Annotated in this window: 11 protein-coding genes; 6 read left to right on the plus strand and 5 right to left on the minus strand. The window is 71.7% G+C overall.

Going from position 1 to position 12,484, the window contains the following annotated elements:
* Positions 1-2 precede the first annotated feature (2 nt).
* Positions 3-1,181 (plus strand): dipeptidase, encoded by a 1,179-nt coding sequence (locus Sco07f_RS34480; RefSeq protein WP_108990194.1) that lies wholly within the window; start codon positions 3-5, stop codon positions 1,179-1,181.
* Between the two features lie 49 nt (positions 1,182-1,230).
* Here Sco07f_RS34480 and Sco07f_RS34485 read toward each other — a convergent pair whose 3' ends face one another.
* Positions 1,231-2,547, minus strand: coding sequence for an outer membrane protein assembly factor BamB family protein (locus Sco07f_RS34485; RefSeq protein ID WP_108990195.1), 1,317 nt, complete (start codon positions 2,545-2,547; stop codon positions 1,231-1,233).
* Between the two features lie 182 nt (positions 2,548-2,729).
* On the opposite strand from Sco07f_RS34485, the gene Sco07f_RS34490 reads away from it, so the two are divergent.
* Positions 2,730-3,860 carry a dipeptidase gene (locus Sco07f_RS34490; protein WP_087790682.1) on the plus strand — a complete coding sequence of 377 codons (1,131 nt, stop codon included), beginning with the start codon at positions 2,730-2,732 and terminating at the stop codon, positions 3,858-3,860.
* A 28-nt stretch (positions 3,861-3,888) separates the two neighbouring features.
* Here Sco07f_RS34490 and Sco07f_RS34495 read toward each other — a convergent pair whose 3' ends face one another.
* On the minus strand, positions 3,889-4,248 hold the full coding sequence (locus tag Sco07f_RS34495; protein ID WP_087790683.1) for a VOC family protein: 360 nt from the start codon (positions 4,246-4,248) through the stop codon (positions 3,889-3,891).
* 117 nt (positions 4,249-4,365) lie between these two features.
* On the opposite strand from Sco07f_RS34495, the gene Sco07f_RS34500 reads away from it, so the two are divergent.
* Complete coding sequence (locus Sco07f_RS34500) at positions 4,366-4,890, plus strand: CGNR zinc finger domain-containing protein (protein WP_054103466.1); 525 nt, start codon at positions 4,366-4,368, stop codon at positions 4,888-4,890.
* Positions 4,891-5,006: 116 nt separating this feature from the next.
* On the opposite strand, the gene Sco07f_RS34505 is transcribed toward Sco07f_RS34500, so the two are convergent.
* Positions 5,007-6,350, minus strand: coding sequence for a UDP-glucose dehydrogenase family protein (locus Sco07f_RS34505; RefSeq protein WP_007450387.1), 1,344 nt, complete (start codon positions 6,348-6,350; stop codon positions 5,007-5,009).
* Between the two features lie 180 nt (positions 6,351-6,530).
* On the opposite strand from Sco07f_RS34505, the gene Sco07f_RS34510 reads away from it, so the two are divergent.
* Both Sco07f_RS34510 and Sco07f_RS34515 read left to right on the plus strand, forming a co-directional pair.
* Entirely contained in the window at positions 6,531-7,703 is a 1,173-nt protein-coding gene (locus Sco07f_RS34510; protein ID WP_108990196.1) for an acyl-CoA dehydrogenase, read from the plus strand.
* 141 nt (positions 7,704-7,844) lie between these two features.
* Entirely contained in the window at positions 7,845-8,885 is a 1,041-nt protein-coding gene (locus tag Sco07f_RS34515) for a vWA domain-containing protein (RefSeq protein WP_108990197.1), read from the plus strand.
* 66 nt (positions 8,886-8,951) lie between these two features.
* Here Sco07f_RS34515 and Sco07f_RS34520 read toward each other — a convergent pair whose 3' ends face one another.
* Entirely contained in the window at positions 8,952-9,518 is a 567-nt protein-coding gene (locus Sco07f_RS34520; protein WP_007450384.1) for an acyl-CoA thioesterase, read from the minus strand.
* Positions 9,519-9,637: 119 nt separating this feature from the next.
* Between Sco07f_RS34520 and Sco07f_RS34525 the strand changes: the two genes are divergently transcribed.
* Positions 9,638-10,915: an LCP family protein gene (locus Sco07f_RS34525; protein ID WP_174855461.1), complete on the plus strand. Its 1,278-nt coding sequence runs from the start codon at positions 9,638-9,640 to the stop codon at positions 10,913-10,915.
* Between the two features lie 29 nt (positions 10,916-10,944).
* Here the strand turns inward: Sco07f_RS34525 and Sco07f_RS34530 are convergent, their stop codons facing one another.
* Positions 10,945-12,456, minus strand: a complete 1,512-nt coding sequence (locus Sco07f_RS34530; RefSeq protein WP_439959705.1) for an LCP family protein — start codon at positions 12,454-12,456, stop codon at positions 10,945-10,947.
* Positions 12,457-12,484 lie beyond the last annotated feature (28 nt).

A 12,484-nucleotide genomic window follows, 5' to 3' on the forward strand; every position in this document is an offset into this window, starting at 1 on the left:
GGATGACCTCCCTGGACCGGGCCCGCGATCTGCTGCGCGAGTTCCCCGTCGTCGACGGGCACAACGACCTGCCCTGGGCGCTGCGCGAGCAGGTCCGCTACGACCTCGACGCCCGCGACATCGCCGCCGACCAGTCCGCCCACCTGCACACCGACCTGGCCCGGCTGCGCTCCGGCGGCGTCGGCGCGCAGTACTGGTCGGTGTACGTCCGCTCCGACCTGCCCGGCGCGGTGACGGCGACGCTGGAGCAGATCGACTGCGTACGGCGGCTCATCGACCGACACCCCGGCGAGCTGCGCGCCGCGCTGACCGCCGCCGACATGGAGGCGGCCCGCGCCGAAGGCCGTATCGCCTCCCTCATGGGCGCCGAGGGCGGCCACTCCATCGACAACTCGCTGGCCACCCTGCGCGCCCTGTACGCGCTCGGCGTGCGCTACATGACGCTCACCCACAACGACAACGTCGCGTGGGCGGACTCGGCGACCGACGAGCCCGGCGTCGGCGGCCTGTCGGCCTTCGGCCGCGAGGTCGTGCGGGAGATGAACCGCGAGGGCATGCTGGTCGACCTCTCGCACGTCGCGGCGACGACGATGCGTGACGCGCTGGACACCTCCACCGCGCCGGTGATCTTCTCCCACTCGTCCTCCCGCGCGGTCTGCGACCACCCGCGCAACATCCCGGACGACGTCCTGGAGCGGCTGCCCGCCAACGGCGGCATGGCGATGGTGACGTTCGTGCCGAAGTTCGTGCTCCAGGCGGCCGTGGACTGGACCGCCGAGGCCGACGAGAACATGCGCGCGCACGGCTTCCACCACCTCGATTCCAGCCCCGGGGCGATGAAGGTCCACGCCGCCTTCGAGGAGCGCGTCCCGCGTCCCGTCGCCACCGTCTCCACGGTCGCCGACCACCTCGACCACATGCGCGAGGTCGCCGGCGTCGACCACCTCGGCATCGGCGGCGACTACGACGGCACGCCCTTCACCCCGGACGGCCTCGACGACGTCTCCGGCTACCCGAACCTGATCGCCGAGCTGCTGGACCGCGGCTGGTCCCAGGCCGACCTGGCCAAGCTCACCTGGAAGAACGCGGTCCGGGTGCTGGACGCCGCGGAGGACGTGGCCCGGGGGCTTCAGGGGACGCGGGGGCCGTCCAACGCCACCATCGACCAGCTGGACGGCTGAGCGCGCGTGCGGGTGCGGAGGAATCCCCGCACCCGCACGGAACGCCGTCTCAGCTTCGGGTCCGGTAGGCGGTGACCGCGTGGCTCTCCTCCGCGAGGGCGACGCCGACGTAACCGTCGCTGACGTAGGGGGCGATGCCCGGCCGGGTCTCGACGTCCTCACCGGTGGCCGCGTCCACCACGACCGGGCCGTTCTCGGCGGTGGTGCCGTAGACCAGCCCCTCGCGCACCAGGGTCACCTTCGGGGCGGCGCGGGTCCCGGCCTCGTCGGGCAGCGCCCACCGCTGCTCGCCGGTCGCCGCGTCGTAGGCGGCCACCTGGTCGGTGTACGTGCAGACGGTGACGGAGACCCCGTCGTAGCTGCACTCGCCGTCCGGCGCCGTGTCCTCCGGGAACTGCCGCACCTCGTCGCCGGAAGCGGCGTTCAGCAGGAGCGCCCCGTCGTCCCGGTCGTCGGTCACGTACCCGCTCGCGACGACCGTTTCCGGGCCCGCGGCGGAGAGCCGTTCGGCGGCCAGGCGGGGTTCGGACCACCGCTCCTTGCCGGTGGCCGGGTCGAGGCCCACCACCCGCCGGTCGGTTCCGTCCTCGTCCAGCCGCAGCCCCACGACGGTGTCACCCGCCAGGACCGCGCCCTCCTGGAAGGTGCCCGGCGCCGACCAGACCTTGCGGCGGCTGTCGAGGTCGATGCCGAAGAGCTGCCCGTGGCCCATGACGACGACGGTGCCGCCGCTGCGCCCGACGACCTCGCTCTGGCCTTCCTCGACGGAGTAGTGGCGCTCGGCGAGCGGGACCTCCGCCGACCACGCCTTGGTGCCCTGCGAGGTGTCCGTGGCCATCAGCTCCAGCGCGTCGTGCCCCTTGGTCGTGCCCTCGCCCGGAACCCTCCCGACCAGGGCGGACAGCACCAGCGTCGTGCCGCCGTGCTCCGTGACGAGCGGCTTGCGGGCCGTGTTGCCGCCCACCATCGGCCCGAGGTCGTCGAGCCGGGACAGCGGCTCGCGCCGGGGCGTGATCAGGACCGGGTCGCTGTCGACGTATCCGCTGGCGATCTCCAGGCCGTCGGGCCGCGCGATGTACGCCACCCCCTTGTGCAGTGCGATGGGCAGCGGGTGCTGCACCCCCGCGATGGCGACGTTGCCCTCGCCTGCCGAGTCGGGAAGGACGACGGCCCGGTCCGTCGAGAACCGTTTCGGCGCCTTGACAGCCCGTATCCCGTCGGCAGGTGCGGCGGTCGGTCCGGCGTCCCCCTTGCCCGCAGAGCCGCCGTCCCCGTCCCCGTCGCCGCCCGATGCCCCGCATCCGCACAGCGCGAGTGCCGCCACCACCACCGCGACGGCACCCCGTGCGGCCACTGCGTGCTTCATGCGCTCCCCCTTTTGTCGATCAAGACGGAGCAGAGGATAGCCAAGGCACGTGCTCCGCACCGAGCCGCCGCCGAGCGGCCGGGACGCGGCGCCCGTACCCCCGAACGCCCCACCCACCAGGAAGCCCTTACCGCTCCGTGCCACGGTGGCCGTATCTCACGACGACCGTACGGAGCACCGCCATGGCAGATCTCCAGGACGACCTGCACACCGGTACCGAGGCCGGTGGGCTCGACGACCTGCCCGTGCCGCTCGCCGCGGAGTCCTTTCCGCCGGAGCCCTACGCGCCCGTGTCCGACCCCGACGACGAGCCGCTGACCCGGGCGCACGCCGTGCTGGCCGCCCACCCCGTCGCCGACGGCTGCAACGGGCTGCCCTGGGCGCTCAGGCACCTGCCCTGGTACGACCTGGAGCTGGGTGAGAGCGCCGTCGACACCGACGTGCCGCGGCTGCGCGAGGGGCACGTGGGGGCGCTGCTGTGGTCGTTGCACCTGCCCGAGTCCGTCGACGGGGACCGTGCGGTCGGCGCCACGCTGGAGCAGCTGGACCTGGTCAAGACGGTCGTGCGGGCCCACCCCGAGGGCCTGCGCCTGGCGTACGACGCGGGGCAGGCCATCGACGCCCGCAACTGCGGCCGGGTCGCCGTGCTGCCCGGTCCCGCCGGCGCCGCCGCCCTCGGCGACCGCCTGGGCATCCTGCGCTCCCTGCACGCCCTCGGCCTGCGCGCGCTGACCCTGTCCGGGGTGAGCTGGGCGGGCGAGGCGGGGCTGACCCGGTTCGGCGAGGAGGTCGTCCGCGAGATGAACCGCCTCGGTGTGGTCGCCGACCTCTCCGGCGCCAGTGCCGAGACCGTCCGCCGTACCTTCGCGGTGTCCAAGGCGCCCGCGCTGTGCACCCGCTCCGCCGCCCGCGCCCTGCGCCCGCACCCCGCCAACATCCCCGACGACCTGCTGGTGGAGCTGGGCGCGGCCGGCGGCCTGTGCATGGTGCCGCTGACCGCCGAGCAGACCGGCCCGACCGTCCGGGACGTCGCCGACCACCTCGACCACGTCCGCACGGTGGCCGGCCCGCAGAGCGTCGGCCTGTCCGGCACCTACGACACCGGCACCGCCCACCCGCTGGAGCTGGGCGACCCCTCCTGCTACCCCCGGCTCGTCGCCGAACTGCTCCGCCGCGGCTGGGACGAGGCGGACGTCGCCCTGCTGACCTGGGGCAACGTCCAGCGCGTCCTGCGTGCGGCGGCCTTCACGGCGAAGGCGGCCCAGCTGCGCCGCGAGCCGTCCACGGCGACCATCGCCGACCTGGACGGCTGAGCGGGCGGCGCTCCCCGGGCGCGGCGGCTCAGCAGGCGCAGAGGCAGAACGGGTGTCCCGCCGGGTCGGCGTAGACCCGGAAGGTCCGGGTGCGGTCCTCCGCGTCCAGCGGGCGGGCACCCGCCTCGAGGACGGCCTTCTCGGCCGCGTCCAGGTCCGTGACGGTGAGGTCGAGGTGGAACTGCTGCGAGTCGTCGGGCGCGGGCCACTTCGGCGGTACGAAGCCGGGGGCGGCCTGGAACGCCAGCTCTCGTCCGCCCGGCAGCTTCAGGTCGACCCAGTCGCCCTCCCCCTCGACGGTGCCGCCGAGCACGTCGGCGTAGAAGCGGGCCAGTGCGCGGGGCTCGGGACAGTCCAGAACCACGGGACCCAGTTCGGCGACAGCCATGACTTCCTCCTTGAAGCGTGCGGTCAAACGTGCGGTCAGTTGTTGTCGGTTACCTGTAAGGACGGGTAACCGGTAACGGTTACTGCATGCTGCCGTATTGGCGGTAACGTCGCAAGCATGAGTGAGCGATCGCCCGCGCCGGGCGGCCTGGAACTGGTCGAGGCCCTGGTGAACACGCTGCTGGACATCGAGACGGGCGCCGACTCGCTGGACACTCCGGAGAACCGGGCGCGCTTCGGCCTGACGGAGGACGACCTGCCCGCGGCCCGCGAGCTGCGCGAGTCCCTGCGCGCCACCCTGCTCGCCCACGCCGGTCATCCGCCGCACCGCGCGGTGACCCCGCTGGGCGAGCTGCTGGCCGCCGCCCCGCTCGTCGTCACCGTCGACGCGGCCGACGGCGCGGCCGGCCTCGCCCCGGCCTGCTCCGCCCCGGGCGGGGAGGGCTCCCTGACCGCCCGCGTCGCCGCCGCCGTCGCCCAGGCGCTGGTGGACGGCACCTGGAGCCGCTTCAAGGCCTGCGAGGCCCCCGACTGCCACTGGGCGTACTACGACCGCAGCCCGGCCGGACGCGGCCGCTGGTGCTCCATGCAGGTGTGCGGCGCCCGCGCCAAGATGCGCCGGTACCGGGCCAAGGACTCGTAAACACCGTCCGTTTCACCGGCCGCCCGGCCGCGCCCTGCGGCAGAATGCGGACGGACGCCGGTTCGGCCGACTGAGCCTCGGCCGAACCGGCGTCCGTCCGCGCCCGTCCTGGCGGACTAGGCGGTCGGGCGGCCCATCGCCCGGTACGTCCAGCCGGCCTTCCGCCACAGCGTCGGGTCCAGCGCGTTGCGCCCGTCCAGGATCACCCGGGCCGCCGCCGCCTCGCCCAGCACCTCCGGGTCCAGCTCGCGGAACTCCCGCCACTCGGTGAGGTGCAGGACGACGTCCGCGCCCCGCACCGCCTCCAGCGCAGAGCCGGCGTACCCGAGGGTCGGGAAGAGCCGCCGGGCGTTGTCCATGCCCTTGGGGTCGTACACCGTGACCTGGGCGCCCTGGAGGTGGACCTGCCCGGCGACGTTCAGGGCGGGGGAGTCCCGTACGTCGTCCGAGTCGGGCTTGAAGGTGGCGCCCAGCACGGCGATCCGCTTGCCGAGGAACGGGCCGCCGCCCAGCGCCTGCCGGGTCAGCTCCACCATCTGGCCGCGCTGGCGCATGTTGATCGAGTCGATCTCGCGCAGGAAGGTCAGTGCCTGGTCGGCGCCCAGCTCACCCGCGCGCGCCATGAAGGCGCGGATGTCCTTGGGCAGGCAGCCGCCGCCGAAGCCGATCCCGGCCCGCAGGAACTTCCGGCCGATCCGGTCGTCGTACCCGATGGCCTCCGCCAGCTTGGCCACGTCGCCGTCGGCGGCCTCGCACACCTCCGCCATCGCGTTGATGAACGAGATCTTGGTGGCGAGGAAGGAGTTCGCCGAGGTCTTCACCAGCTCGGCGGTCGGGAAGTCCGTGACGACGAACGGCGAGCCCTCCGCGATCGGCGTGGCGTACACCTCGCGCAGCAGCTTCTCGGCCCGCTCGCTGCGCACGCCGACCACGAGCCGGTCGGGGTGCAGCGTGTCCTCGACGGCGAAGCCCTCGCGCAGGAACTCCGGGTTCCAGGCCAGCTCGGCCTCGTGGCCGGCCGGCGCGTGCTCGGCCAGGTAGGCGGCCAGCCGGGCGGCGGAGCCCACCGGCACCGTCGACTTGCCGACGACCAGCGCGGGGCCGGTCAGGTGCGGCGCGAGCGAGGCCAGCGCGGAGTCGACGTACGACATGTCGCAGGCGTACTCGCCGTGCTTCTGCGGGGTGTTCACACACAGGAAGTGCACGTCGCCGAAGGCCGCGACCTCGGCGAAGTCGGTGGTGAAGCGCAGCCGCCCGCTGGAACCCTCGATCCCGGCGACGTGCTTGGCCAGCAGCTCCTCCAGGCCCGGCTCGTACATCGGGACCTGGCCCCGCTGGAGCATCTCGATCTTCTCGGGCACCACGTCGAGACCCAGCACCTCGAAACCGAGCTCGGCCATGGCCGCCGCGTGCGTCGCGCCGAGATAACCGGTACCGATCACGGTGATCTTCAGGGCCATGGGTGCTCCAGAGGTGTACGGCATGGGTGCGCGCCCGAGCATATCGGGGGCGCGGGAAAAGCCCTTCGGCCGGCTGTCGTCAAGCTCACCTATCCACGAACGCGGGCGGGCTCTAAAATTTGGGTTACTTAACGGTAGTTAGCGTGCCCAGCATCACCGCGTTTTGGAGCGTGAGACACCTTGGCCGGATCGGCTGACTTCGACCTGTACCGCCCGTCGGAGGAGCACGACATGCTCCGCGACGCAGTCCGCTCGCTGGCCGAGGCGAAGATCGCGCCGTACGCCGCCGCGGTGGACGAGGAGGCCCGCTTCCCGCAGGAGGCCCTGGACGCCCTCACCGCGAACGACCTGCACGCGGTGCACGTCCCCGAGGAGTACGGCGGCGCGGGCGCCGACGCGCTCGCCACGGTCATCGTGATCGAGGAGGTGGCCCGCGTCTGCGCCTCCTCGTCCCTGATCCCGGCCGTGAACAAGCTCGGCTCGCTGCCGGTGATCCTCTCCGGCTCCGAGGAGCTGAAGAAGAAGTACATGACCCCGCTCGCCAAGGGCGACGGCATGTTCTCCTACTGCCTCTCCGAGCCCGACGCGGGCTCCGACGCGGCAGGCATGAAGACCAAGGCCGTCCGCGACGGCGACTTCTGGGTGCTCAACGGCGTCAAGCGCTGGATCACCAACGCCGGCGTCAGCGAGTACTACACGGTGATGGCCGTCACCGACCCGAGCAAGCGCTCCAAGGGCATCTCCGCCTTCGTCGTCGAGAAGTCCGACGAGGGCGTCTCCTTCGGCGCCCCGGAGAAGAAGCTCGGCATCAAGGGCTCCCCGACCCGCGAGGTCTACCTCGACAACGTCCGCATCCCCGCCGACCGCATGATCGGCGCGGAGGGCACCGGCTTCGCCACCGCGATGCAGACGCTGGACCACACCCGCATCACCATCGCCGCCCAGGCCCTCGGCATCGCCCAGGGCGCCCTCGACTACGCCAAGGGCTACGTCAAGGAGCGCAAGCAGTTCGGCAAGCCGATCGCCGACTTCCAGGGCATCCAGTTCATGCTCGCCGACATGGCCATGAAGATCGAGGCCGCCCGCCAGCTCACCTACGCGGCCGCCGCGAAGTCGCAGCGCGTGGCCGCCGGAGGTGGAGAAGGCGACCTCACCTTCCAGGGCGCCGCCGCCAAGTGCTTCGCCTCCGACGTGGCCATGGAGGTCACCACGGACGCCGTCCAGCTGCTCGGCGGCTACGGCTACACCCGTGACTACCCGGTGGAGCGCATGATGCGCGACGCCAAGATCACCCAGATCTACGAGGGCACCAACCAGGTCCAGCGCATCGTCATGGCGCGCAACCTGCCGTAGCGGCAGGGGAGTTGTGCGGCGAGGGGCGTCCGGCGACGGGCGCCCCTCGTTCGTCGTGACCGATTGTCAGTGGTGGGTGAGACGGTGGATCCATCGAGTCGGGAAGCCGCTGATCGGCAGTCGGTAAGAGGGGGATCCGCCATGTCCGGACGCCAGAACTACATCAACCACGTCGCTCTCGTGCTGGACGCCAGTTCGTCCATGTCCCGCCTGAGCCGCAAGGTGGTCGAGGTCGCCGACCAGCAGATCGCCTACCTGGCCCGCCGCTCGCAGGAGCTGGACCAGGAGACCCGCGTCACGGTGTACGTCTTCGCCGACCGCGTGCAGTGCGTCATCTACGACAAGGACGTGCTGCGGATGCCGTCCCTGAAGCAGATGTACCGGGTCGGCGGCATGACGGCGCTGCTGGCGGCCACGCTCAAGTCCCAGCACGAGCTGGCACAGACGGCCCAGCTCTACGGGGACCACAGCTTCCTCACCTTCGTCCTCACCGACGGCCAGGAGAACGTGAGCCACCGCTGCCCGGACGCACCCGCCAAGGACCCGCGCGCCCTGGTCCAGGCCGTGTCCAAGATGATCGAGACGCAGGAGGACAACTGGACGCTGGCCGTCCTCGTGCCCGACCAGATGGGCAAGCGCGAGGCCATGCAGTACGGCTTCCCGAAGGACAACGTCGCCATTTGGGACGCCACCAGCACCCAGGGCCTGGAAGAGGCCGGACAGGTGATCCAGGAGGCCACCGAGAAGTTCATGGTGGGCCGCACCAAGGGCATCCGGGGCTCGCGGGCCGTCTTCTCCACCGGCGCGGACACGGTCAACAAGGACACCATCAAGGCGGCCGGGCTCGCCCCGGTGGAGTCGTCGAAGTACCGGCTGGTCGACGTGACCCGCGACGTGGCGATCCGCGACTGGGTCGTCGAGTGCGGGCACACCTACCGCACCGGCGGCGCGTTCTACCAGCTGAGCAAGTCGGAGAAGGTCCAGCCGAAGAAGCAGATATCGGTGCTGGAGAAGAAGACGGACCGGGTGTACACGGGGCCCGAGGCCCGCGCCCTGCTCGGCCTGCCGGACATCGAGGTCCGCATCAAGCCGGACCACAACGACGACTTCACGATCTTCGTGCAGAGCACGAGCGTGAACCGGAAGCTGGTCCCGAACACCCGCCTCCTGCTCATGCTCTGAGGCCCCTGCCGCCCCCGACGCCGAGCGTCGCGCTCCGGGCGGAGGCCGGTCCCGTCAGTCGTCCCGTCAGTCCTCGTAGCCCTCCGCCACCCGGCGCTCCCGCAGCTCCATGATCGCGCGGCGGCGGGCCAGGCGGTGGGTGCGGCGGATCTGGGCCTCCTGGTAGCGGCGCTTGTCCTTCTCGGTCTCGGGCAGCACCGGCGGCACCGTGCGGGGCTTGCCGTCGGCGTCCACGGCGGCGAAGACCAGGTAGGCCGAGCCGACCTGGGTGGCCGGCGTGGACTCGTTCCAGCGCTCGGCCATGACCCGGACGCCCACCTCCATGGAACTGCGGCCGGTCCAGTTGACCTGCGCCTTCACATGGACGAGGTCGCCGACGCGGACCGGCTCGAGGAACGCCATCTCGTCCATGGACGCGGTGACGGCGGGTCCGCCGGAGTGCCGTCCGGCCACGGCGCCCGCCGCGTCGTCGACGAGCTTCATGATCACACCGCCGTGCACCGTGCCCAGAAGGTTGGTGTCGCTGTGCGTCATGATGTGGCTGAGGGTGGTGCGGGAGGCCGAGGTCGGCTTGCCCGGGATCTCCGGGAGCGCCTGCTGCGCGGCCGAGGCCTGTTCTGCCTGGTCTGTCATGCGCTCCACCTTATGCCGGAGCTGCACCGGCGTGATTTTGTGTCGGGTTCGCAACAGCACTGCCCTGATTTTCCGACATACCTTGTAACGCCCACAGGGCAGCCCGGCACACTGGGCCCATGAATGATTGGCCCGAGGGATGGTCCGGTGACAACCGCGGCCGCGGATACGGACGCGGCAGCGCGAGTGCACGGCCCGAGAGCGCCCGCGTGATGCGTCAGGTCCGCCGCGGCGCGACGCCGCCCGGCCCGGGCCCGTCGGCCCCGCCGTACGGCGCCGGGGTGCCCCAGCAGCCGTCGTACACCGACGGCCAGGGGCACGGCGGCGACGGCTACGACAGCGGCTACAACACCGGCCAGGTCTACGGCGGCAGCGGCGGCGGCCAGGGCCCCGGCCGCCAGGCGCAGGGCCGGCCCGCGCCGGACTGGCGCCGCCGGATCAAGTGGACCGCGATCACGGTGGTGACCGTGCTGGTCGTCACCACCGTCGGCACCTACTTCTGGGCCGACTCCAAGCTCAACCGCGAGGTCGACCTGTCCAAGGTCATCGAGCGGCCCGAGGCCGGCGAGGGCACGAACTACCTGATCGTCGGGTCCGACAGTCGCGAGGGCATGACCGACGAGCAGAAGAAGGACCTGCACACCGGATCCGCCGAGGGCAAGCGCACCGACTCGATGATGATCCTGCACACCGGGGACAACGGGTCGACGCTGATCTCCCTGCCCCGCGACTCGGACGTGGAGATCCCGAGCTTCGTCGGCTCCGAGTCCGGCAAGAAGTACCCGGGCACCGGCCGGCACACCAAGCTCAACGCCGCCTACGCCGAGGACGGCCCCGAGCTGCTGGTGCGCACCATCGAGCACAACACCGGGCTGCGCCTGGACCACTACGTGGAGATCGGCTTCGCCGGCTTCGCGAACATCGTGGACGCGGTCGGCGGCGTCGAGATGGACATCCCGCAGGACATCAAGGACAAGAAGTCCGGCGCCGACTTCAAGAAGGGCAAGCAGACCCTGAACGGCGAGGAGGCCCTCGCCTTCGTCCGTACCCGGTACGCGCTGGCCGGCTCCGACCTGGACCGCACCAAGAACCAGCAGAAGTTCCTGTCGGCGCTGGCGGGCCAGGTGGCCACCCCGTCGACGGTCCTCAACCCGTTCAAGCTGTACCCGACCATGGGCGCCGGCCTGGACTCCCTCATCGTCGACAAGGACATGGGCCTGTTCGACCTGGCGAGCATGTTCTGGGCGATGAAGAGCGTCAGCGGCGGCGAGGGCACCTCGATGAACATGCCCATCTCGGGCAGCGTCGGCGGCAACCTCAAGTGGGACGACGCCAAGGTGAAGAAGCTCGTCGAGGAGCTGAAGAACGACGAGAAGGTGACCGTCTCCGGCAACTGAGCAGGTGCGCGCCGGTCTCCCCGGCGCGCTCACTCCTCGCCGCAGACCACCTCGTCGCCCCGCACCACCGTGCCCGACTCCTGCGGCGGGTCGGCCGGCCGCACCTTCGCCACCTTCTCGAAGTCGGCGCCCGCGATCACCTTCAGCGTCGCCCCCTGCCCCTTGACGGGCTTCAGCTCGCTGCCGGGCAGGGCGGCGGCCAGCGACTTCGCCGACTGGTCCCAGCGCGGGTCGTAGGCGACGACGGTCCGCTCGACCGCCCGGTCGGCGGCGTTGCGCGGCGCCTTGGTGGTACGGAACCCGGTCGCCGCCAGCGCCTCGTCCACCCGCTTGCCGAGCCCCGGGGTGCGGGTGCCGTTCTCCACCTGGACGCGGATCTGCTTCGGGTCCACCGGGACCCGCACCGGCTTCGGCCCCTTGGGCTTCGGCTTCGGCGCGGCCAGCGGCTTGTCCTCGCGCAGGGCGTCGAAGATCCGCTCCGACTTCACCGGGTCCCACTTCAGGGTCGATCCGACGCCCTTGACGGCGTAGCCCATCTGCCCGATCGGCACGGTGGTGAACTCGGAGGACGACGGCGAGAAGTTCCGCATCGCCCGCCCGAGCGTCAGCAGCTCGTCGGTGCCGAAGCCCTGGTCGGCGCGGACCGAGCCGAGGACGGCCCGGGTGACGTCACGGAACTTCAGCGGGTTCAGCAGGATGCCCGAGGAGGTCGCCCGGTCGATCAGGGCGGCCATGAAGCGCTGCTGGCGCTTCATCCGGCTCAGGTCGGAGGCGCCGTCGAGGTGGCGTGAGCGCACGTACTGGAGCGCCTGCCCGCCCATCAGCGTGTGGGTGCCGGGGGCGAGGTCGAGTCCGGTGTAGCTGTCCTTGAGCGGCTGGACGGTGCAGATCTTCACCCCGCCGAGCACGTCCACGGTCTTCATGAAGCTGGTGAAGTCGACCTCCAGATAGTGGTCGATCTTCACGCGGGTCATGTTCTCGACCGTGCGGATGGTCAGCTGCGGGCCGCCCTCGGCATAGGCCGCGTTCAGCTTGAGCGGATGCCCCTCGTGGTGCTCGCCCGTGGTGCGGTCGGTGTGGCCGGGCGTCTCGGCGTACGAGTCGCGCGGCAGGCTGACCACGCTCGCGCGGTCCCGGTCCTCCGAGATGTGCACGATCATGATGGTGTCGGTGCAGTGGCAGGGGGCGCCGCCCAGCTTGTACTTGCGCCGCTCCTCCTCGGTGATCTCGTCCCGGCCGTCGGTGCCGACCATCAGGACGTTCATGCCGTCGCCCGCCCTGGGCCGGTTCTTCATGTCCTTGAACGCGTCGACCCGCGAGATGTCCGATTCCAGGCCGGTGAGCACGGCGTGCCCGATCCCGGCGGAGCCGAGCACCACCACCGACAGCGCGGTCACCGCCCGCATGGCCCAGCGCGGCCTCTTCCGCCGTACGGGGGGCCTCGGCGGGCGCCGGGACGGCCGGGAGCCGCCGTGCTGCGACGCGGGCCCGCCCCGGCCGGTCGAGGCCGGGACCCGGGACGAGCGGGGCGGCGTGGGCAAGGGGACACCTCCGCGGGGACGGGCCCCT

Source organism: Streptomyces coelicoflavus, from assembly GCF_003112555.1.
GTDB lineage: Bacteria > Actinomycetota > Actinomycetes > Streptomycetales > Streptomycetaceae > Streptomyces > Streptomyces coelicoflavus.

What these genes read in the sequence shown, in the direction of transcription:
- Sco07f_RS34480 (WP_108990194.1), top strand. Translation starts at nt 3, where the DNA reads ATGACCTCCCTGGACCGGGCCCGCGATCTGCTGCGCGAGTTCCCCGTC.
- Sco07f_RS34485 (WP_108990195.1), bottom strand. Translation starts at nt 2,547, where the DNA reads ATGAAGCACGCAGTGGCCGCACGGGGTGCCGTCGCGGTGGTGGTGGCG.
- Sco07f_RS34490 (WP_087790682.1), top strand. Translation starts at nt 2,730, where the DNA reads ATGGCAGATCTCCAGGACGACCTGCACACCGGTACCGAGGCCGGTGGG.
- Sco07f_RS34495 (WP_087790683.1), bottom strand. Translation starts at nt 4,248, where the DNA reads ATGGCTGTCGCCGAACTGGGTCCCGTGGTTCTGGACTGTCCCGAGCCC.
- Sco07f_RS34500 (WP_054103466.1), top strand. Translation starts at nt 4,366, where the DNA reads ATGAGTGAGCGATCGCCCGCGCCGGGCGGCCTGGAACTGGTCGAGGCC.
- Sco07f_RS34505 (WP_007450387.1), bottom strand. Translation starts at nt 6,350, where the DNA reads ATGGCCCTGAAGATCACCGTGATCGGTACCGGTTATCTCGGCGCGACG.
- Sco07f_RS34515 (WP_108990197.1), top strand. Translation starts at nt 7,845, where the DNA reads ATGTCCGGACGCCAGAACTACATCAACCACGTCGCTCTCGTGCTGGAC.
- Sco07f_RS34520 (WP_007450384.1), bottom strand. Translation starts at nt 9,518, where the DNA reads ATGACAGACCAGGCAGAACAGGCCTCGGCCGCGCAGCAGGCGCTCCCG.
- Sco07f_RS34525 (WP_174855461.1), top strand. Translation starts at nt 9,638, where the DNA reads ATGAATGATTGGCCCGAGGGATGGTCCGGTGACAACCGCGGCCGCGGA.